We start from the raw sequence: 18,921 nt of genomic DNA on the forward strand, positions 1-18,921 counted from the left end.
ACTATGCGAACACCTTCTGGACGTGATGGAGGCCGCGCACCAGGGCGTCGATCTCGCCCGTGGTGTTGTACAGGTAGAACGACGCCCGCGTGGTCGCGGGTATTCCGAAGCGCAGGTGAAGCGGCCGGGCGCAGTGGTGCCCGACGCGTACCGCGATGCCGAACTCGTCGTCGAGGATCTGCCCCACGTCGTGCGGATGAATCCCCTCAAGCGTGAACGCGACGGTCCCGCCGCGCTCCTCCAGCGTGGAGGGGCCGATGAGCCGCAGCGACGGGACCTCGGCCAGCGCGTCGAGAGCATGGGCGGTCAGGGCGCGCTCGTGCGCCTCGATCGCCTCCATCCCGGCGGCCGCGAGGTAGTCGACGGCGGCGCCGAGACCGATGGCCTCGACGATCGGCGGCGTACCGGCCTCGAACTTGTGCGGGTAGGGCGCGTAGGTCGAGTGGTCCATCCAGACCGCCTCGATCATCTCGCCGCCGCCCAGGAACGGGGGCATGGCCTCCAGCAGTTCGCCGCGGGCCCAGAGCACGCCGATGCCGGAAGGGCCGAGCATCTTGTGGCCGGTGAAGGCCACGAAGTCGACGCCCAGCGCGGCCACGTCCACCGGGTGGTGCGGGACCGACTGGGAGGCGTCGAGCATGACCAGCGCGCCGGCCTCGCGGGCCCGCTTGAGCACGGGCGCGACGGGGTTGACGGTGCCGAGCACGTTCGACTGGTGCGCGATCGAGACGATTTTCGTGCGCTCGGTGATGACCTCGCCCGACAGGTCCAGCCGGCCCTCTTCGGTGACGCCGAACCACTTCAGGGTGGCGCCGGTGCGCTGGGCCAGCATCTGCCACGGCACGATGTTGGAGTGGTGCTCCATCTCCGAGATGACGATCTCGTCGCCGGGACCCATGGTGAAGCGCGGGTCCTCGTTCGTCCTGTTGCCGAAGCTGTAGGCGACCAGGTTGAGCGCCTCGGAGGCGTTCTTGGTGAAGACCACCTCGTCGCGCGAGGGCGCGCCGACGAAGGCCGCGACCTTGTCACGGGCGTCCTCATAGGCCTGGGTGGACTCCGCGCCGAGCACGTGCATGGCACGGCCGACGTTGCTGTAGTGCATCGCCAGGTGCTCGCGCATGGTCTCGACGACCTGCGCCGGCTTCTGCGAGGAGTTGCCCGAGTCGAGATAGACCAGCGACCGGCCGCCGGGCAGCTCGCGGGAGAGGACCGGGAAGTCCTTCCTGATCCTCTCCACGTCGAAGGCCGCCGACATTAGACGGCAGCCTTCGTGTAGGCCTCGTAGCCCTCGGCCTCCAGCTTGTCGGCCAGCTCGGGGCCACCCTCCTCGACGATCTTGCCGTTGGCGAAGACGTGCACGAAGTCGGGCTTCACGTACCGCAGGATGCGGGTGTAGTGCGTGATCAGCAGGACGCCGGTCTCGCCGGTGGCGCGGAAGCGGTTGATGCCCTCCGACACCACGCGCAGGGCGTCGACGTCGAGGCCGGAGTCGGTCTCGTCGAGCACCGCGATCTTCGGCTTGAGCAGTTCGAGCTGGAGGATCTCGTGGCGCTTCTTCTCGCCGCCGGAGAAGCCCTCGTTGAGGTTGCGCTGGGCGAAGGCCGCGTCGATGGCCAGCGCGTCCATGCCGCCCTTGAGGTCCTTGGCGAACTCACGCAGCTTCGGCGCCTCGCCGCGGATCGCGGTGACGGCCGAGCGCAGGAAGTTGGAGACCGAGACGCCGGGGACCTCGACCGGGTACTGCATGGCCAGGAACAGGCCGGCGCGGGCCCGCTCGTCGACCGTCAGCTCCAGCAGGTCGACACCGTCGAGCAGCACCTGGCCGCCGGTGATGGTGTACTTCGGGTGGCCGGCGATGGCGTAGGCCAGCGTCGACTTGCCCGAGCCGTTGGGGCCCATGATGGCGTGGGTCTCGCCCGACTTCACGGTGAGGTTGACGCCGCGCAGGATTTCCTTGTCCTCGACGGCGACCTTCAGCTCGCGGATTTCGAGAGTGCTCATTTATGACTCCTTCGAGAGCGAGACGAGCACGTCATCGCCATCGATCTTCACTGTGTAGACGTTCACGGGCTTGGTGGCCGGCGGACCGGTCGGCTTGCCGCTGCGGATGTCGAAGCACGATCCGTGCAGCCAGCATTCGAGGGTGTCGTCGTAGACCTCGCCCTCGCTGAGCTTGACCTCGGCGTGTGAGCAGATGTCGTGCAGTGCGAAGACCTCCGCGCCCTTGCGCACGAGCGCGACCGGCGTCTCGCCCACCTCGACGGCGATGACCCCCGAGTCGGGAATGTCACCCACCCTGCAGACCTTCTGGTAGCTCACCGCGCGAGCTCCGCTTCCACCGCGTTCATCACGCGCTCGCGGATCGCCTCGACCTCGATCTTCTCGATCAGCTGGCCGAGGAAACCCCTGATGACCAGGCGGCGGGCCTCGTCGAAGGGGATGCCGCGGGCCTGGAGGTAGAACAGGTGCTCGTCGTCCAGGCGGCCCGAGGTGGAGGCGTGGCCCGCCCCGGCGACCTCGCCGGTGAGGATCTCCAGGTTCGGCACCGAGTCGGCGCGGGCGCCGTCGGTGAGGATGAGGTTGCGGTTGAGCTCGTAGGTGTCGGTGCCCTCGGCCGCCACGCGGATGATCACGTCGCCGATCCAGACGGCGTGCGCCTCCTCGCCCTGCAGGGCGCCGCGGTAGTCCACGTTGCTCTTGCAGTTGGGCTCGGAGTGGTCGACCAGGAGGCGGTGCTCCAGGTGCTGCTTGGCATCGACGAAGTACACGCCCGACATGTCGGCGTCGCCGCCGGGGCCGGTGTAGGAGACGCTGGGCGACAGGCGTACCAGGTCACCGCCGAGCGTCACCACGAAGCTGCGGAAGGTCGCATCCTTGGCGAGCTGGGCGTGGTGGTGGGAGACGTGCACGGCGTCGGCCGCCCAGTCCTGCAGGCTGACGACCTTCAGCGTGGCGCCGTCGCCGACCACGAACTCGACGTTGTCGGCGTAGACCGCGCTGCCCTTGTGGTCGAGCACGACCACGGCCTCGGCCATCGGCTCCACCTTGATCACGATGTGACCGTAGGTGGCGCCGTCGCCGGAGCCGGTGAGCGTGATGACCGTCTCCTTGGAGACGACGGCCTCGCGCGGCACGGTGATGACTGTGGCCTTCTCGAAGGAGTTGTAGGCCTGCGCGCTGACCCGGTCGGCGGGCACGTACGCCTTGCCGACCCGGGCGTCGTCGCGGCCGACCGTCTCCACGGTGACCTCGGGGGCCGCGTCGACGTCCACGATCACGTGGCCGGAGGCAGCGGCGGTGCCGTTGTGCAGGCCCTTGAGACGGGACAGCGGCGTGAAACGCCACTGCTCCTCGCGGCCCGTGGGCACCTCGAAGTCGTCCAGGTTGTAGGAGGACTTCTCGTGCAGGGTCGACAGGGGCTTCTCGTTCAGGCCCATCAGCCGACGGCTCCTTCCATCTGCAGCTCGATCAGGCGGTTCAGTTCGAGGGCGTACTCCATGGGGAGCTCGCGGGCGATCGGCTCGACGAAGCCGCGCACGATCATCGCCATCGCCTCGTCCTCACCGAGCCCGCGGCTCATGAGGTAGAACAGCTGATCCTCGCTGACCTTGGAGACCGTGGCCTCGTGACCCATCGAGACGTCGTCCTCGCGGACGTCGACGTAGGGGTAGGTGTCGGAGCGGCTGATCTGGTCGACCAGGAGCGCGTCGCACTTGACCGTGCTCGCGCTGCCGTGGGCGCCCTCCTCGATCTGCACCAGACCGCGGTAGGAGGTACGGCCGCCGCCGCGCGCCACCGACTTGGAGATGACGCTGGAGGAGGTGTGGGGCGCCAGGTGGACCATCTTGGATCCGGCGTCCTGGTGCTGGCCCTCGCCCGCGAACGCGACCGACAGGGTCTCGCCCTTGGCGTGCTCGCCCATGAGGTAGACGGCCGGGTACTTCATCGTGACCTTGGAGCCGATGTTGCCGTCGATCCACTCCATGGTGGCGCCCTCGTAGGCGACGGCGCGCTTGGTGACCAGGTTGTAGACGTTGTTCGACCAGTTCTGGATGGTCGTGTAACGGCAGCGGGCGCCCTTCTTCACGATGATCTCGACGACCGCGGAGTGCAGCGAGTCGCTGGAGTAGATCGGCGCGGTACAGCCCTCGACGTAGTGAACGTAGGAGTTCTCGTCGACGATGATCAGCGTGCGCTCGAACTGGCCCATGTTCTCGGTGTTGATCCGGAAGTAGGCCTGCAGCGGGATCTCGACGTTGACGTTCGGGGGCACGTAGATGAAGGAGCCGCCGGACCAGGTCGCCGTGTTGAGCGCGGCGAACTTGTTGTCGCCGACCGGGATGACCGAGCCGAAGTACTCCTTGAAGAGCTCCTCGTGCTCCTTCAGGCCCGTGTCGGTGTCGACGAAGATGACGCCCTTTTCCTCAAGGTCCTCACGGATCTTGTGGTAGACGACCTCGGACTCGTACTGGGCGGCGACGCCGGCGATGAGGCGCTGCTTCTCGGCCTCGGGGATGCCGAGCCGGTCATAGGTGTTCTTGATGTCCTCGGGCAGCTCTTCCCAGGAAGCGGCCTGCTTCTCGGTGGAGCGCACGAAGTACTTGATGTTGTCGAAGTCGATGCCGGTGAGGTCGGAGCCCCAGGTGGGCAGCGGCTTCTTGCCGAACAGCCGCAGGCCCTTCAGACGCAGGTCGAGCATCCACTCCGGCTCGTTCTTGAGCGCGGAGATGTTGCGGACGACCTCCTCGGACAGGCCGCGCTTGGCGGCCGCGCCCGCCGCGTCCGAGTCGGCCCAGCCGAACTTGTAATTCCCGAGGCCTTCCAGCTCCGGGCGGTCGGTGACAGTCACCTTCCGGTCTCCTTGCTCTCAGTGTCCAATGGGTCGCGCACCGCTCCTCGCTCATTGCGCTGGGCGAGCGGATGCGTTCCCTGTATCCGAACGGGGCTCACATGCGTGGTGCAGACCCCGTCGCCGTGTGCGATGGTGGCCAGGCGTTGCACCGGGGTGCCGAGCAGCTGCGCGAACGCCTCCGTCTCGGCCTCACACAGCTGCGGGAACTCCGCCGCCGCGTGCGCCACCGGGCAGTGGTGCTGGCAGAGCTGGTCGCCGCCGGACTTGGCCTTGCTGGCCGAGGCGGCGTAACCCTCTGCCGACAGCGCCTGGGCCAGCACGTGCACCCGCTGGTCCTCCGGCACCGTCGCCATGACCGGCTCAAGCCGCTGCAGCAGGCTCTTGACCTGCGAGCGGGCGAACTCGGTCACCGCTTCCTCACCCATGCGCTCGGCCAGGAAACGCAGCGCGCTCCCGGCCAGGTCGTCATAGGCGTGCTCGAAAGCACTGCGCCCCGCGTCGGTGATGGCGAACAGCTTGGCCGGCCGCCCTCTGCCGCGCTGCCCGCGCGGCCGCACGGTGCGAGGCTCTATCATCCCGTCGGTCAGCAGCGCGTCGAGATGGCGTCGGACGGCTGCGGGCGTGAGCCCGAGCCGCTCGCCGAGCGCGGCGGCCGTGATGGGACCGTGCTCCAGGATCAGCCGGGCCACGCGGGCGCGTGTGCTGCGCTCGCTTCCTGGCTCGATCGAGGAGGTCACGTTTTTCACAACATCAGTGTGCCGTAATTCCTTCCCCGTTCACAAACGGTTCCGGAGATGCGGAGAATGCAATTTCTCACGCAGGGTAGCCTTACCTAACTCCACGCCGGAGCAGGGTGAACGCCACTCCGGAGGCCAGGATGAGGCCGAGCATGACGCTCGCCATCGGCACCGCCGTACCGGATCCGGCGAGTCCCACCAGCGGCGCGGCGACCGCGCCGAGGGCGAACTGCAGCACCCCGAGCAGCGCCGAGGCGCTGCCGGCCACCTGCGGGGGCTGGCTGGCGAGGGCGAGCGCGCCGGTGCCCGGCAGCACGAGGCCCTGCCCGCACATGATGACGAACAGCCCCGCCACGATGCCGCCGAGGCCGCCGAGGCCGCCGAGGCCGCCAGGGCCTTGCCCCGCGGTGGCGGCGGCGACGAGCAGCACGCCGCCCGCCAGCGTGACGACCAGGCCGACACGGACCAGGAGCGCCGGGCGGACGCGTCCGGCCAGGCGCCCGCCGACCTGCGCCATGACGGTCAGGCCGAGGGCGTTGAGCCCGAAGATGAGCGAGTACTGCTGCGGCGTGGCCTGGTAGACGCCCTGCAGGACGAACGGCGAGCCGGAGATGTAGGCGAACATGGCGGCGAAGGCCAGGCCGGCGGTCAGCGCGCTGGCCATGAAGGCACGGTCGCGCAGCAGGCGCCAGAACGTCATCGCGGTGTGCCGGAGCCCGCCGCTCTCCCGCTGGTCGGCGGGGAGCGTCTCCTTGACGCCGGGGATGACCGCGAGCAGCAGCGCCAGGCCGAGCAGGCTCAGCGCGACGAAGACGCCGCGCCAGGAGGTGAACGCCAGCAGTTGCGCGCCGGCGATCGGGGCCAGGATCGGCGCGAGGCCGCTGACGAGCATGAGGGTGGCGAAGATGCGGGCGATGGCCGCCCCGTCGTACAGGTCGCGCACCACGGCGCGGACGATCACCAGCGCGGCGCCGCCGAGCACGCCCTGCAGCAGGCGCAGCGCGATCAGCGCCGGCACGTTCGGGGCGAAGGCGCACAGCAGCGAGGCCAGCGCGAACCCGCCGACGCCCACGAGCAGCGGCCCGCGGCGCCCGCGTACGTCGCTCAGCGGCCCGGCCAGCACCTGGCCGACGGAGACGCCGATGAGACAGGCGGTGAGGGTGAGCTGGACCTGCGCCGGGGCCGACATCATCTCGCCGGAGATGGCCGGGAGCGCGGGCAGGTACATGTCGATGGACAGCGGTCCGATGGCGCTCAGCGCGCCCAGGATCACCAGGAGCAGTCCGCGGCGTTCTTTCCTGACCTCGATCGCCGGCGTGGCCTCTGCCACGGACATGCGTGATCCCCTCTCCCTCGCAGGCCGATGGCCCACGAGGGCCGAGGGGTGGAACCGGGATTAGGTCGCCCTAATTCCCTATTTCAGGAATTTTCACGAAGTTGGATGACGTTGAACGCCGCTCCCTGCGGGTCGGTGAGCACGCCGAACGGGCCGGGCGGCGCGTCCATCCTGTCCACGAGGACCGTGGCCCCCTTCTCACGGGCCTTGGCGATCGTGGCGTCGAGGTCGGCCACGGCGAAGTAGGTGCCCCAGTGGGACGGGACCTGCGGCGGGTACTCCTCGCCCATGGGCATCATGCCCGCGACGCTGTTCTCGCCGTTGTACCACTCGGTGTAGGCGATCTCGCCCATCTGCTGCGCGTGGGGCCGCCAGCCGAAGACCTCGGCGTAGAAGCGGGTGGCCGCCTCGACGTCGCGGCTGACGAGCTCGTTCCAGCAGTACGCGCCCGGTTCGTTGACCAGCGCCGCTCCGTGGTGGTTGCCGGGCTGCCAGACACTGAAGAAGCCGCCGTCGGGGCCCTGGAAGACCGCCATCGTGCCCTCTTCGAACACCGCGAACGGCTCGGCGAAGACCGTGCCGCCCGCGTTCTTGACCCGGTCGGCGACCGCCGCCGCGTCGTCGGTGGAGACGTACATGTTCCAGACCGGCGGCATGCCCGGCGCCTGGATCGGGCCGACGCCGGCCACGACCTTGTCGCCGACGTAGAACTGCCCGTAACCGCCCGCGGCCGGGTCCTCCGCCATCTCGGCCCGCCACCCGAGCAGCTCGCCGTAGAAGCCGACCGCGGCCGCCCACATCGGTGGTCGACAGATCCACCCAGCAGGGAACGCCTGGATCATAAGCACTGCGTACTGACACTTCCCCCTCCTTCTGTGAGATGGACCACAATCACCCAATCACGTCCCGTCTCACCCGTCCGGCGACTTGACGGGTTCGTCCGAAAGTTCATCCGCAAGCCTTTACGCACTGCCAGGTCGAAGCCCGGACCACCGCGGGCAGTCCCTAGACTCTTGCCATGGATTCCCCAGCCGTCGAGATCATCGAACTGGTCAAGCGCTACGGCGCCACCACGGCGATCGACGGCCTCACGCTCTCGGCGGCGCGCGGCGCGGTCACCGCGATCCTCGGCCCCAACGGCGCGGGCAAGACCTCCACGATCGAGATCTGCGAGGGCTTCAGGCGCGCCGACGCCGGCACCGTCCGCGTGCTCGGCGCCGATCCGCGCACCCACGCGCTGCGCCCCCGGGTGGGCGTCATGCTCCAGGCGGGCGGCGTCCCGCCCGCGATGCGCTGCGGCGAGTGGCTGCGGCTGGTCTCGCGCTTCTACGCCCGCCCCCTCGACCCGCAGGCCCTTCTGGTACGCCTCGGGCTGGCCGAGCACGCCCGCACCCCCTACCGCAGGCTCTCCGGCGGCCAGCAGCAGCGCCTGTCCCTGGCCGCGGCGGTCGTCGGCCGCCCCGAACTGGTCTTCCTCGACGAGCCGACCGCCGGGCTCGACCCGCAGGCCAGGCACGGCTGCTGGGACCTGGTCGGCGACCTGCGCGCGGCCGGGGTCTCCGTGGTGCTCACCACCCATCACATGGACGAGGCCGAGCGCCTGTCCGACCACGTCGTCATCATCGACCGGGGCCAGGTCGTGGCCGAGGGCAGCCCCGCCCAGCTCACCGGCGCCGAGCGGCAGCTGCGTTTCCGCGCCCGTCCAGGACTGGCGCTGGAGGAACTGCTCAACGCGCTGCCGGCCGGCAGCGCCGCCAAGGAGTCCCCGGCCGGCCACTACATCCTCGAGGGCCAGGTCGGGCCCGAGCTGCTGGCCACGGTCACCGCCTGGTGCGCCGCCGAGGGCGTCACCGCCGACGACCTGCGCATCGAGCGCCGCACGCTGGAGGACGTCTTCCTCGAACTGACGGGACGCGAACTGCGATGACCACCCTTGACCTCACTCCGGCGCCCGGCGCGGCGCCGCTGCCCAGGATGGTGCTGGCGCAGGCGGGAGCCGAGGTGCGGGCCATCCTGCGCAACGGCGAGCAGCTGTTGCTCACGCTGATCATTCCGGTGCTCCTGCTCGCGGGCTTCTCGCTGGCGCCGCTGATCGACATCGGGGGCGGGAGCAGGGTGGACTTCCTGGCCCCCGGCGTGCTGGCCCTGGCCGTGATGTCCACGGCGTTCACCGGGCAGGCGATCGCGACCGGCTTCGAGCGCCGCTACGGCGTGCTGAAGCGGCTCGGGGCCACGCCGCTGTCGCGGGCCGGGCTCATGCTGGCCAAGACGCTGGCCGTACTCGCGGTGGAGGCCCTGCAGGTGGTGGTCATCGTGGCCGTGGCGCTGGCGCTCGGCTGGCGGCCGCAGGGCTCGTTCCTGGGGGCGGCCCTGCTGGTGCTGCTCGGCACCGCGGCCTTCAGCGGGCTGGGCCTGCTCATGGCGGGGGTGCTGCGCGCGGAGGCGACGCTGGCCGCGGCCAACCTCGTCTATCTCGTGCTCCTGGGGGCGGGCGGGGTGGTGTTCCCCCTGTCGAAGTTCCCCGAGGGGCTGCGCTCGGCGCTTGAGCTGCTGCCGATCTCGGCGCTGACCGGCGGCCTGCGCGCGGTGCTGCGCGACGGAGCCGCGCTGCCGCTCGGCGCGCTGGCCGTCCTGGTGGTCTGGGCGGTGCTCACGCTGGGGCTGGCCTCGCGCACGTTCCGCTGGGAGTGACACCCGGGCTCGGTTTGTGTCGGTCGTCGTGAGTACCCTCTGACGACGACCTGAGGAGTCCCTTTGACCGCCTTTGCACTTGATGACCCATTCGACCGCTCCAAGGCCCGCGTACCGGGACCGGGCGGTCTGTTGCGCACGGCCGCCGACTCGATCCCGCCGTCCGGGCTCGTGCTGCTGGCCATCGTCTCCGTCCAGCTGGGCGCCGGGTTCGCCAAGGACCTGTTCCACCTGCTGCCGCCGAGCGCCATGGTGTTCCTGCGCATCGCGGCGGGGGCGCTGATCATCACCGCCGTCGCGCGGCCGCGGCTGCGGGGCATGACCAGGCGTGACTGGGCCGTCGTGGTCGGCTTCGGCGGCACGCTGGCGCTCATGAACCTGACGTTCTACGAGGCTCTGGCCCGGTTGCCCATGGGGATCGCGGTGGCGATCGAGTTCCTGGGGCCGCTGGGGGTCGCGGTGGCGGCCTCGCGGCGGCGGCTCGACCTGTTGTGGGTGCTCCTGGCCGGGGGCGGCGTCGTCCTGCTCGCGCCCTGGGGGCAGTCGACCTCGGTGAGCTGGGCCGGCATCGGCTTCGCGCTGGTGGCCGGGGCCTGCTGGGCGGGGTACATCCTGCTGTCGGCGGCGGCCGGGCAGCGCTTCTCCGGCGCCACCGGGCTGTCGCTGGCCATGGTGGTCTCGGCGGTGGTGGTCGCGCCGGTCGGCGTCACGGCCGGCGGGGCCGACCTGCTGCAGCCCGAGGTGCTGCTGATCGGGCTGGGGGTCGGGCTGCTGTCGTCGGTGATCCCGTACTCGCTGGAGCTGCAGGCATTGCGCCGGATGCCCAAGCACGTGTTCGGAATCCTGATGAGCCTGGAGCCCGCCGTGGCGGCCATGATCGGGCTGGTGGTGCTGGGCGAGATCCTGCACCTCCGCGAGTGGGCGGCGGTCATCTGCGTGGTCGCGGCCAGCCTGGGCGCCACCCGCGCGCGCAAGAAGCTCTGATCCCGGACTGGTTTCCGCCGCCGCCACCAGGCACTATTACCCTGAGTCATTCTTCGGATGCGAAGGGTCGTGGGCGATGGGGTCCGAGCCGGTCAAGCTCACCAGCGACTGGATGGCCGTGCTGCGTGCCCGCGAACACGCCCAGCCCGATGCGTACCTGGACGATCCGTGCGCGGCCGTCTTCGTCACCCCGGCCTCCGAGGCGGGCGTCGACACCGTGCGCGCCGACGCGCTGCCGTCCGCGGTGGTGCCGCTGCGCGCGCGGCTGGGCGACCTCACGCTGCTCTCCTCCGGGGTACGGCAGGCCGTCTGCCTCGGGTCCGGCACCGACGCCCGCGCCTACCGGCTGCCCGTCGAGCCCTCGCTCGTCTACTACGAGGTGGACCTGCCCGGCCAGCTGGACGGCAAGGCGGAACTGCTGGCCGCGGCCGGGTTCGGCGCGCGCTGCGACGTGCGGGTGGTCGAGGCCGACCTCCGGCTCGACTGGGCCCCGGCGCTGGTCGCGGCCGGGTTCTCCGTCTCCGAGCCCGCCTGCTGGATCGCCGACGGCCTCTTCTACTACCTGACCCCGGCCCAGACCCACGCGGTGCTGGACTCGGTCAGCGCGCTGGCGGCACCGGGGTCGTGGCTGACGTTCGACGTGCCGCACGAGCTGTTCCTGCGGGATCCGGTGATGCAGCCGTTCCTGCGGGAGATGGCGCTGCGGGGCGTGCCGTTCGTGGGGGCTCTGCGCGATCCGGCGGGGCTGCTGGCGCGGCACGGGTGGAGCGCTTCGGCCGCCCTGCACCGCGAGATCGCGGCGGGGGCGTGCAGGTGGCTGCCTCCGCTGCCGCGGCGGCTGCGCACCCCGGCGATGGACCTGTGGCTGGTCAGGGCGCGCACCCCCTGACCGCCTATTCGGGGCGGTCGGCCCAGATGCCGCGTACGTGCTGGATGTGGGCGCTCATGATGCTTTCGGCCGCGGCGGAGTCGCCCGCGGCCAGGGCGCTGAGCAGGGCCAGGTGCTCGCGTCCCGAGTCGGGGAGCTTGCCGCGCTCGAAGAGCTGCTGCAGGCCGTACAGGCGGGCCCGGTTGCGCAGGTCGCGGACGACCTCCACCAGGTGCGCGTTGCCCGACAGCTTGAGCAGCTCCACGTGGAAGCGCAGGTCGGCGTCCACATAGGCCAGCAGGTCGCCGCGTTCGGCCGCGGAGACGATCTCCTCCGCGATCGGCCGCAGGCTCTCGAACTCCGCGGCCCGCGAGGCGTCCGCGAGCCGGGTCACCGTCGGCACCTCGATCAGCTGGCGGATCTCGGTGAGCTCGTCGAGGTCGCGGTCGGACAGCTCCGTGACCCGGAAGCCCTTGTTGCGGACCGCTTCGACCAGGCCCTCCTTGGCCAGGTCGAGCATGGCCTCGCGGACGGGGGTCGCCGACACCCCGAACTGGGCGGCCAGCACCGGCGCGGAGTACACCACGCCCGGCCGCATCTCGCCGGTGATCAGCGCCGCCCGGAGCGCGTGCGCGACCTGCTCGCGCAGGCTCTGCCGCTCCCCCACCATCGGCAGGTCGAGCCGGTCCTCCGCAGCCATCGCGCGCATCCCTTTCCCTACGTCCACGCCTCGTATGCGGCCGCGGCCACCACGAGGTCCTGCCAGGCCATCCCTGTGCTCTTGAACAGTCTGGGCCCCGGGCCTGCGGTGATGCGGCCGTTGATCAGCTCGGCGAGGTTTCCGGCGAGGTGACCAGTCGTGATCGTACCGTGGCGGATCGGGACGATCACATCTCCGGCCTCGACCAGCGCGCTCGCCCGGGATTCGACGACCACGCACGAGCGGGCGACGAGGTCGTCGTCGACCTCGCGGGCGCCGGGTTCGTGGGAGCCGACGGCGAGGATGGTGGCGCCGTCGCGGGCGAGCTTACCGGCGAAGAGCGGCTCGCGGGCGGTGGTGCAGCAGGCGATGAGGCCGGCTCCGGCCACGGCGGCGTCGACGGCCGCGCGGGTGCCGGGATCGTCGCCGCAGAGGGCCTGCGCGGTCAGCCCGAGTGACCGGCATCGGGCGGCCATGGCCTCGGTCCGCTCTCTGTGCCGGGCGACGACGGTGACGTGCTCCACCGGGCGTACGGCGCGCAGGGCCAGGACGTGACCCCAGGCCTGCGGGCCGGAGCCGAAGACCACCAGCGTGCGGGCGTCGGCGGCGGCCAGGTGGGTGGCGGCCAGCGCGGAGACGGCCGGGGTGCGCAGGCTGGTCAGCGCGATGCCGTCCATGACCGCGAGCGGGCTCAGGGTGCCGCCGTCGAACAGCAGGTAGGCGCCCTGGATGCGGGGCAGGTCGCGCTCGGGCCCGTCGGGCGCGATCGTGACCGCCTTGACTCCGGCGTAGGCGCGGGTGGCGGCGGGCATCAGCAGCATCTGGCCGCCGGGCAGGTCCACGACCGGCCGCTGCGGGGTGTCCTCGGGGTCCAGGCCGTCGCGCAGCGCCTCCTCCAGCAGTTGTACGGCCCGCGTCACCGGAACCAGGCGGCCGAGGGCCTCCGCGTCGATATAGGGCAGCGCGTTCATGGGCCAAGCATCCAGGTCACGGCGGGGGGAAGGGAAGGGGGGTCAACGGAGGACGAAGCCGGTGCCGAGGGGGTCGGCGGGGTCGAGGTCGAAGGTGTGGCGGCCGGTGCGGTAGGCCATGCCGTCGATCTCCGGCACGATCCCCTCGACCGTCCGCCCGGCCACCCGGGCGGTGAAGCGGGTGCCGATCACGCTGTCGTGGGTCAGCGTGACGGCGTCGCCGTGCTCGGCGGCCAGCAGGGCCATGCGGGCGGCGGTGCCGGAGCCGCAGGGCGAGCGGTCGACCTCGCCGTCGGCGAAGACGGTGACGTTGCGCTGGTGCAGGGCGGTCCCGTCGGCGGACAACTCGTCGTGGAAGATGACGCCGTAGATCCCGGACAGCCGCTCGTCCGTGGGGTGGCGGGCGGCGGGGTGGTCCCGCAGGGCGGCCTTGACGCGGCGGCCGTGGGCGATGAGGGCGGGCAGGTGCTCCCGCTCCACGGACAGTCCCACGGCGGAGGCGGGCAGGCTGGCGTAGATGGCGCCGCCGTAGGAGATGTCGAGGCCGACGCCGGCGACCTCGACCCCGCGGGCGATCACCCACGAGGGCACGCTGCGGAAGGTGACGCCGGTGACCCGGCCCCCCGCGCTGGCCACCCGGGCCGTCACCCGCCCCGACGGGACGTCGACGACCACGTCGGTGACACCGTCCGGGCCGGCGGCGACCAGCCCCTCCTGCACGGCGTGTACGGCCAGCGCGATCGTGCCATGACCACACGCGGTGGAATAGCCGTCCTTGTGCCAGAACAGCACACCCAGATGAGCCCCGGCGTCGTCCGGCGGCACCAGGAAACATCCGTACATGTCGGCATGGCCCCGCGGCTCATGGCACAGCAGCCGCCGCACATGATCGACCCCCTCGGTGGCCGAGCGCCGTTCGAGCACCGTGGCGCCGGGAATGTCCGGCACCCCGCCGGTCACGATCCTGAACGGCTCGCCACCGGTGTGGTAGTCGACCGTCGTGATCACAGCTCGAACCCCTCGGGGAAGGGGTCGCGGGGATCGAGGAAGTACTGGGCGGTCCCGGTGATCCAGGCCCGTCCGGTGATGGACGGCATGACCGCGGGCCGCCCGCCCACCGTGGTCTCCTCCAGCAGCCGCCCGATGAAGCGGGTGCCGATGAACGACTCGTTGACGAAGTCGGCGCCGATCGCCAGCTCGCCCCTGGCGTGCAGCTGGGCCATCCGGGCGCTGGTGCCGGTGCCGCAGGGCGAGCGGTCGAACCAGCCGGGGAAGATCGCCATCGCGTGCCGGGAGTGCTGGGCGGTGGAGCCGGGGGCGGCGAAGTAGACGTGGTGGCAGCCGCGGATGCGCGGGTCCTCCGGGTGGACCGGCTCGTCGGCGGCGTTGATCGCGTCCATGGTGGCCAGCCCGGCGGCGATGATCTCGTTCTTGGCCGCCCGGTCGAACGGCAGCTTGTAGGAGTCGAGGCCGACGATGGCGTAGAAGTTGCCGCCATAGGCCAGGTCATAGCGGATCCGCCCGAACCCGGGCACTTCGGCCTCGGCGTCCAGCCGGTCGCTGAAGGCGGCGACGTTGCGGAGCGTGACCGACTCGGCGACGCCGTCCCTGACCGCGACGTCGACGGTGACCAGCCCGGCGGGCACCTCCAGCCGGATCGTGGTCACCGGCTCGCTCACCTCCACCATGCCGGTCTCCACCAGCACGGTCGCCACCCCGATCGTGCCGTGCCCGCACATCGGCAGCAGCCCGGACACCTCGATGAACAGCACGCCCCAGTCGGCGTCCGGCCGGGTGGGCGGCTGCAGGATCGCCCCGCTCATCGCGGAGTGGCCGCGGGGCTCGCGCATGAGCAGGTTGCGCAGGTGGTCGAGGTGGTCACGGAAGTACACCCGGCGCTCGGCCATGGTGGCGCCGGGGATCACCCCGACGCCGCCGGTGATCACCCGCGTGGGCATGCCCTCGGTGTGCGAGTCGACCGCGTGGAAGACCCGGTTGGTTCTCATGTCGCTCCTCTGGGGGGTGCCTGGGCCACTTGGCCGGTGCCGCGGACCTCGTCACGGCGGGAGGGGGCACGGCCGCCGGCCGTCCCCCTGGAGTGCCGCCCGCCCCGTGACCGGGGTGGGGGTCACACGGCTTGCCGTAAAGGAAAGCCTTGCTCTGAGAGCAACGCTAAGGGAGAGTCATGCGATCCCCTCGGCGAGGGCCTTTTCGGTGGCGGCGCGGACGGCGGCGGCCTGGTCCTCCGTCAGCGGCACGCGCGGCTGGCGGCAGGGGCCGCCGCGGCGGCCCGCCACGTCCATGGAGAGCTTGATGGCCTGCACGAACTCGATCTTGGAGTCCCAGCGCAGCAGCGGGTGCAGCATGCGGTACAGGGGCAGCGCCGTGTCCAGGTCGCGGGCGAGCGCGGCGCGGTACAGGGCGACGTTGGCGGCGGGCAGCGCGTTGGGGAAGCCGGCGATCCAGCCCACGGCCCCGGCGATGCCCAGCTCCAGCAGCACGTCGTCGGAGCCGACCAGCAGGTCGAGCCCGGGGGCGAGCTCGGCCAGCTCGTAGGCGCGGCGCACGTCCCCGGTGAACTCCTTGACCGCCACGATCAGCCCCTCGGCGTGCAGCTTGGCCAGCAGCGCCGGGGTGAGGTCGACCTTGGTGTCATAGGGGTTGTTGTAGGCCACGACGGGCACGCCCGCCTCGGCCACCTGGCGGTAGTGCTCCAGCACGGCGCGCTCGTCGGCGCGGTAGGTGTTGGGGGGCAGCGCGAGCACCGAGCCGCAGCCGATCTCGCGGGCGTGCTCGGCCCACCGGCGCGACTCGGCCGCGCCGTAGGCGCCGACACCGGCCATGACGCGCTCGCCGCCGATCGCGGCGACGGCGGTCTCGGCGACCTTGGCGCGCTCTTCCGGCGTGAGCGTCTGGTACTCGCCCAGCGAGCCGTTGGGCACGACGCCGTCGCAGCCGTTCTCGACCAGCCAGCGGCAGTGCGCGGCGTAGCCGTCGTGGTCCACGGACAGGTCGTCGTGCAGGGGAAGCGCGGTGGCCACCATGACGCCGTGCCAGGGTTTGGTGCGTGTTGTCATCGATGTTCCTTCTGTGGGGGCTCCGCTAGGGCGCCTAGGGAGATCGGCTGGGCGATGGGGCGGCGTGGGGGCTGCTGGGGTTCCCCGGCCAGGCAGGCGAGCGCGTAGCCGCACATGCGGCCCTGGCACCAGCCCATGCCGGGCCTGGCCAGCAGCTTGATCGAACGGGCGTCGGTGGCGCCGAGCTCCTGCGCCTCGCGCACGCGAGACAGCGGCACCTCCTCGCACCGGCAGATGAGCGTGTCCCGGGTGAGCCACGACTGCCAGCCCGGCCTGACCGGGTAGGCGCTCTGCAGCGCCGCGGCGAAGGCCCGCAGCCGGGCGCGCCTGCGCAGCAGCAGGCCGGGCACCTCGCCCGTGGGCCCGCCGGCGAGCGCGAGGCCGGCGACGCGGCCCTCGATCTCCGACAGCTCCCAGCCGCCGACGCCGGTGGGCTCACCGGCCGCCCACACCCCGGGGACGCTGGTGCGCTGGCGCGCGTCCACGTCCACGACCGGCGTGCCGTCGGCGTCGTGGCGGGTCCGGCAGCCGAGCTGGACGGCCAGCTCGATCTGCGGCACGAACCCGTAGCCGACGGCCAGCGCGTCGCACTCCAGCTCCTCGGTGCCCAGAACGTTCCAGTCGCGATCCAGCCTGGCCACCGTGACCGCGCGCAGCTCGTGCTCGCCGTGCGCGGCGATCACCGCGTGGTTCCTCCGGTACGGCACGCGCCGCGCGGCCAGCGCCCACGCGTACCCGGCGGCCTCGCCCGCCTTGCCGAGTGCCATGACCGGATGCCGGGCCAGCCCCAGCCCGCCCGAGGCCTCGAACACCCCGGCCACCTCCGCGCCCGCCCCCGCCAGCCCGGCGGCGACCGGCAGCAGGAACGGCCCGGTCCCGGCCACGGCGATCCGCCGCCCGGCCAGGACGCGCTCGCCCTTGAGCAGCGCCTGCGCGCCGCCGGCGGTGAGCACGCCGGGCAGGTCCCAGCCGGGGAAGGGCAGGGGCCGGTCGTGGGCGCCGGTGGCGATGAGCAGGCGCCGCGCCCGTACCTCCGTACGGGCGGTGCCGTGGGCGTGCACGGTGAACCCGTCGTCCTCGCGGCTGACGGCCCAGACCTGGTGCTTGAGCAGGACCTCGGCCCGCCGGCGCAGGGCGTGGGACTGGCGGGCGAAGCGGGGTGCGGGTTCCGCGCCGTGGGCGTGGCGGAAGTACTGGCCGCCCAGGCGCGGGCCGCCGTCCAGCAGCACGACGCGCAGCCCGGCGAGCGCGGCGGTCAGCGCGCCCGCGACCCCGGCGGGGCCGCCGCCGATGACGGCCAGGTCGTGGATCATGAGGTGCTCACCTCGTCACCGGGACGGGCCTCCAGCTGGCAGGCGCGCTCGGCCGGGCGGCCGTTGACCTCGACGAGGCAGTCGAAGCAGACCCCGATGCCGCAGAACAGCCCGCGCGGCCGGCCGCCGAACCGGGTGCTGCGCCAGGAGCGCACCCCGGCGGCGTGCAGCGCCGCGCCGATCGTCTGCCCCGGCTCGGCGGGCACGGCGCGGCCGTCGACGGAGATGTCGAACCGCTCCATCAGCCGGTCTCCTCTCGGGTGAAGCGGTCGGGGCGGAACGGGCGCAGGTCCAGGCCGGGCCGCTGCCCGGTGAGGAGCTGAGCCAGCAGGTGGCCGGTGGCGGGGGCCAGGCCGATGCCCGCCCCCTCGTGGCCGCAGGCGTGGTAGAGGCCGGGCGCCCGGGGGTCCTCGCCGATGACGGGCAGATGGTCGGGGCAGTACGGGCGGAAGCCGCAGTAGGAGCGGATGGCCCGCACCTCGCGCAGGGCGGGGAACAGCGCGACGGCCTGCGCGGCCAGCCTGGACAGCACCGGTACCGAGGTGGTCCGGTCGAAGCCGACCCGCTCCCTGCTGGCCCCGATGAGGACGGGTCCGGCGGGGGTGCCCTCGACCACGGCGGAGGTCTCCAGCCCTTCGGCGTCGCTGGCCACGTTGGTGACGTACGCGGCGGTGTAGACCTTGTGCCGGATCAGCGGTTCGCGCAGCGGTTCGGTCACCAGGATGAAGCCGCGCCTGGGCAGCACCGGCAGGTGGAGGCCGGCCAGTGCGGCGATCTCGCCGCCCCAGGTGCCGGCGGCGTTGACGACGGCGCCGCCGAGGATGTCCCCGTGGGAGGTACGCACGCCGTTCACCCGCTCTCCGCCGCGCAGGAATCCGGTGACGGTGACGCCGGTGCGCAGGTGGAGGGTGCCGTGGCCGTAGGCGTCCGCGCCGAGCCCGATCAGGCGGGCGGCGGCGAGCATGGGCTGGACCTGCGCGTCCTGGGGGTAGTGGACGCCGCCGGCCAGCCCCGGCGCCAGGTGCGGCTCGTAGCCGCCCAGCGCCTCGCCGGGTACCGCCGTGTGCTCCACGCCCTGCTTGGCGGCCAGTTCGGTGAGCTGCCGCAGGACGTCGGCGGTCTCGGCGACGACGAGCCCGCCCTTGGCCTCGAACTCGAACCCGCCGTGCCCGGCCAGTTCGCGCCAGAGGCGGTTGGACAGAAGGGCGAGGTCGAGCTCGGGGCCCGGCTCCTTGTCGGAGACGAGCACGTTGCCCTCGCCGGATCCCGTGGTGCCGCTCGCCACGGGGCCGCGGTCGACGACGGTCACGTCCAGCCCGGCGCGCGCCGCGTAGTAGGCGCAGGCGGCGCCGACCACTCCGGCGCCGATGACGATGACGTCCGACATCGGCC

20 protein-coding genes are annotated in these 18,921 nt (G+C 71.9%); 4 read left to right on the forward strand and 16 right to left on the reverse strand.

From position 1 onward, the window contains the following. Position 1 precedes the first annotated feature (1 nt). The 8 genes from ACFWY5_RS49955 to ACFWY5_RS49990 form a co-directional block, all read right to left on the reverse strand. Positions 2-1,255 (reverse strand): cysteine desulfurase, encoded by a 1,254-nt coding sequence (locus ACFWY5_RS49955; RefSeq protein ID WP_379639197.1) that lies wholly within the window; start codon positions 1,253-1,255, stop codon positions 2-4. Beyond that, positions 1,255-2,001, reverse strand: a complete 747-nt coding sequence (sufC, locus tag ACFWY5_RS49960) for a Fe-S cluster assembly ATPase SufC (protein ID WP_379617699.1) — start codon at positions 1,999-2,001, stop codon at positions 1,255-1,257. The genes ACFWY5_RS49955 and sufC overlap by 1 nt, the downstream gene beginning before the upstream one ends. After that, complete coding sequence (locus ACFWY5_RS49965) at positions 2,002-2,319, reverse strand: non-heme iron oxygenase ferredoxin subunit (protein WP_379617697.1); 318 nt, start codon at positions 2,317-2,319, stop codon at positions 2,002-2,004. After that, the gene (gene sufD, locus ACFWY5_RS49970; protein ID WP_379617695.1) at positions 2,316-3,437 is read right to left on the reverse strand and encodes a Fe-S cluster assembly protein SufD; all 1,122 of its coding nucleotides are present in this window, start codon (positions 3,435-3,437) and stop codon (positions 2,316-2,318) included. The genes ACFWY5_RS49965 and sufD overlap by 4 nt, the downstream gene beginning before the upstream one ends. Continuing rightward, entirely contained in the window at positions 3,437-4,849 is a 1,413-nt protein-coding gene (sufB, locus tag ACFWY5_RS49975; protein WP_379617693.1) for a Fe-S cluster assembly protein SufB, read from the reverse strand. The genes sufD and sufB overlap by 1 nt, the downstream gene beginning before the upstream one ends. Continuing rightward, entirely contained in the window at positions 4,846-5,598 is a 753-nt protein-coding gene (locus ACFWY5_RS49980) for a helix-turn-helix transcriptional regulator (RefSeq protein WP_379617691.1), read from the reverse strand. The genes sufB and ACFWY5_RS49980 overlap by 4 nt, the downstream gene beginning before the upstream one ends. 82 nt (positions 5,599-5,680) lie before the next feature. Then, the gene (locus ACFWY5_RS49985; protein ID WP_379639198.1) at positions 5,681-6,925 is read right to left on the reverse strand and encodes a multidrug effflux MFS transporter; all 1,245 of its coding nucleotides are present in this window, start codon (positions 6,923-6,925) and stop codon (positions 5,681-5,683) included. Between the two features lie 83 nt (positions 6,926-7,008). Then, positions 7,009-7,725 carry a VOC family protein gene (locus ACFWY5_RS49990; RefSeq protein ID WP_379639200.1) on the reverse strand — a complete coding sequence of 239 codons (717 nt, stop codon included), beginning with the start codon at positions 7,723-7,725 and terminating at the stop codon, positions 7,009-7,011. 218 nt (positions 7,726-7,943) lie between these two features. Between ACFWY5_RS49990 and ACFWY5_RS49995 the strand changes: the two genes are divergently transcribed. The 4 genes from ACFWY5_RS49995 (at position 7,944) to ACFWY5_RS50010 (ending at position 11,489) form a co-directional block, all read left to right on the forward strand. After that, entirely contained in the window at positions 7,944-8,852 is a 909-nt protein-coding gene (locus tag ACFWY5_RS49995) for an ABC transporter ATP-binding protein (protein WP_379617685.1), read from the forward strand. Continuing rightward, entirely contained in the window at positions 8,849-9,616 is a 768-nt protein-coding gene (locus tag ACFWY5_RS50000) for an ABC transporter permease (RefSeq protein ID WP_379617683.1), read from the forward strand. Before ACFWY5_RS49995 ends, ACFWY5_RS50000 begins: the two co-directional genes overlap by 4 nt. A 63-nt stretch (positions 9,617-9,679) precedes the next feature. Then, entirely contained in the window at positions 9,680-10,600 is a 921-nt protein-coding gene (locus tag ACFWY5_RS50005) for a DMT family transporter (RefSeq protein WP_379617681.1), read from the forward strand. A 76-nt stretch (positions 10,601-10,676) separates the two neighbouring features. Beyond that, positions 10,677-11,489, forward strand: a complete 813-nt coding sequence (locus ACFWY5_RS50010; RefSeq protein ID WP_379639201.1) for a class I SAM-dependent methyltransferase — start codon at positions 10,677-10,679, stop codon at positions 11,487-11,489. A 4-nt stretch (positions 11,490-11,493) separates the two neighbouring features. On the opposite strand, the gene ACFWY5_RS50015 is transcribed toward ACFWY5_RS50010, so the two are convergent. The 8 genes from ACFWY5_RS50015 to ACFWY5_RS50050 all read right to left on the reverse strand — a co-directional run bounded on the left by ACFWY5_RS50015 (position 11,494) and on the right by ACFWY5_RS50050 (position 18,916). After that, a complete protein-coding gene (locus tag ACFWY5_RS50015; RefSeq protein WP_379617677.1) occupies positions 11,494-12,168 on the reverse strand; it encodes a GntR family transcriptional regulator in 675 nt (224 codons plus the stop codon). A 17-nt stretch (positions 12,169-12,185) separates the two neighbouring features. Further along, positions 12,186-13,139, reverse strand: coding sequence for an ornithine cyclodeaminase family protein (locus ACFWY5_RS50020; RefSeq protein WP_379639202.1), 954 nt, complete (start codon positions 13,137-13,139; stop codon positions 12,186-12,188). A 42-nt stretch (positions 13,140-13,181) separates the two neighbouring features. Beyond that, positions 13,182-14,147, reverse strand: a complete 966-nt coding sequence (locus ACFWY5_RS50025; RefSeq protein WP_379639203.1) for a proline racemase family protein — start codon at positions 14,145-14,147, stop codon at positions 13,182-13,184. After that, the gene (locus ACFWY5_RS50030) at positions 14,144-15,145 is read right to left on the reverse strand and encodes a proline racemase family protein (RefSeq protein WP_379639204.1); all 1,002 of its coding nucleotides are present in this window, start codon (positions 15,143-15,145) and stop codon (positions 14,144-14,146) included. Before ACFWY5_RS50030 ends, ACFWY5_RS50025 begins: the two co-directional genes overlap by 4 nt. A 177-nt stretch (positions 15,146-15,322) precedes the next feature. Next, on the reverse strand, positions 15,323-16,216 hold the full coding sequence (locus ACFWY5_RS50035; RefSeq protein WP_379617669.1) for a dihydrodipicolinate synthase family protein: 894 nt from the start codon (positions 16,214-16,216) through the stop codon (positions 15,323-15,325). Then, entirely contained in the window at positions 16,213-17,529 is a 1,317-nt protein-coding gene (locus ACFWY5_RS50040) for an NAD(P)/FAD-dependent oxidoreductase (RefSeq protein WP_379639205.1), read from the reverse strand. Before ACFWY5_RS50040 ends, ACFWY5_RS50035 begins: the two co-directional genes overlap by 4 nt. Then, on the reverse strand, positions 17,526-17,771 hold the full coding sequence (locus tag ACFWY5_RS50045; RefSeq protein WP_184974140.1) for a (2Fe-2S)-binding protein: 246 nt from the start codon (positions 17,769-17,771) through the stop codon (positions 17,526-17,528). The genes ACFWY5_RS50040 and ACFWY5_RS50045 overlap by 4 nt, the downstream gene beginning before the upstream one ends. Further along, positions 17,771-18,916: an NAD(P)/FAD-dependent oxidoreductase gene (locus ACFWY5_RS50050; RefSeq protein ID WP_379617665.1), complete on the reverse strand. Its 1,146-nt coding sequence runs from the start codon at positions 18,914-18,916 to the stop codon at positions 17,771-17,773. Before ACFWY5_RS50050 ends, ACFWY5_RS50045 begins: the two co-directional genes overlap by 1 nt. Between the last annotated feature and the right edge of the window lie 5 nt (positions 18,917-18,921).

The organism is Nonomuraea sp. NPDC059007 (genome assembly GCF_042740555.1).
Taxonomy (GTDB): domain Bacteria; phylum Actinomycetota; class Actinomycetes; order Streptosporangiales; family Streptosporangiaceae; genus Nonomuraea.

Bases quoted from the DNA above. Each gene is read 5' to 3' on its own strand.
- ACFWY5_RS49955 (WP_379639197.1), bottom strand. From the start codon at position 1,255: ATGTCGGCGGCCTTCGACGTGGAGAGGATCAGGAAGGACTTCCCGGTC.
- ACFWY5_RS50010 (WP_379639201.1), top strand. From the start codon at position 10,677: ATGGGGTCCGAGCCGGTCAAGCTCACCAGCGACTGGATGGCCGTGCTG.
- ACFWY5_RS50050 (WP_379617665.1), bottom strand. From the start codon at position 18,916: ATGTCGGACGTCATCGTCATCGGCGCCGGAGTGGTCGGCGCCGCCTGC.
- ACFWY5_RS50015 (WP_379617677.1), bottom strand. From the start codon at position 12,168: ATGGCTGCGGAGGACCGGCTCGACCTGCCGATGGTGGGGGAGCGGCAG.
- ACFWY5_RS50030 (WP_379639204.1), bottom strand. From the start codon at position 15,145: ATGAGAACCAACCGGGTCTTCCACGCGGTCGACTCGCACACCGAGGGC.
- sufC (WP_379617699.1), bottom strand. From the start codon at position 2,001: ATGAGCACTCTCGAAATCCGCGAGCTGAAGGTCGCCGTCGAGGACAAG.
- ACFWY5_RS50040 (WP_379639205.1), bottom strand. From the start codon at position 17,529: ATGATCCACGACCTGGCCGTCATCGGCGGCGGCCCCGCCGGGGTCGCG.
- sufD (WP_379617695.1), bottom strand. From the start codon at position 3,437: ATGGGCCTGAACGAGAAGCCCCTGTCGACCCTGCACGAGAAGTCCTCC.
- ACFWY5_RS49995 (WP_379617685.1), top strand. From the start codon at position 7,944: ATGGATTCCCCAGCCGTCGAGATCATCGAACTGGTCAAGCGCTACGGC.
- ACFWY5_RS50000 (WP_379617683.1), top strand. From the start codon at position 8,849: ATGACCACCCTTGACCTCACTCCGGCGCCCGGCGCGGCGCCGCTGCCC.
- ACFWY5_RS50020 (WP_379639202.1), bottom strand. From the start codon at position 13,139: ATGAACGCGCTGCCCTATATCGACGCGGAGGCCCTCGGCCGCCTGGTT.
- ACFWY5_RS49990 (WP_379639200.1), bottom strand. From the start codon at position 7,725: ATGTGGGCGGCCGCGGTCGGCTTCTACGGCGAGCTGCTCGGGTGGCGG.
- ACFWY5_RS50035 (WP_379617669.1), bottom strand. From the start codon at position 16,216: ATGACAACACGCACCAAACCCTGGCACGGCGTCATGGTGGCCACCGCG.
- ACFWY5_RS49985 (WP_379639198.1), bottom strand. From the start codon at position 6,925: ATGTCCGTGGCAGAGGCCACGCCGGCGATCGAGGTCAGGAAAGAACGC.
- ACFWY5_RS50045 (WP_184974140.1), bottom strand. From the start codon at position 17,771: ATGGAGCGGTTCGACATCTCCGTCGACGGCCGCGCCGTGCCCGCCGAG.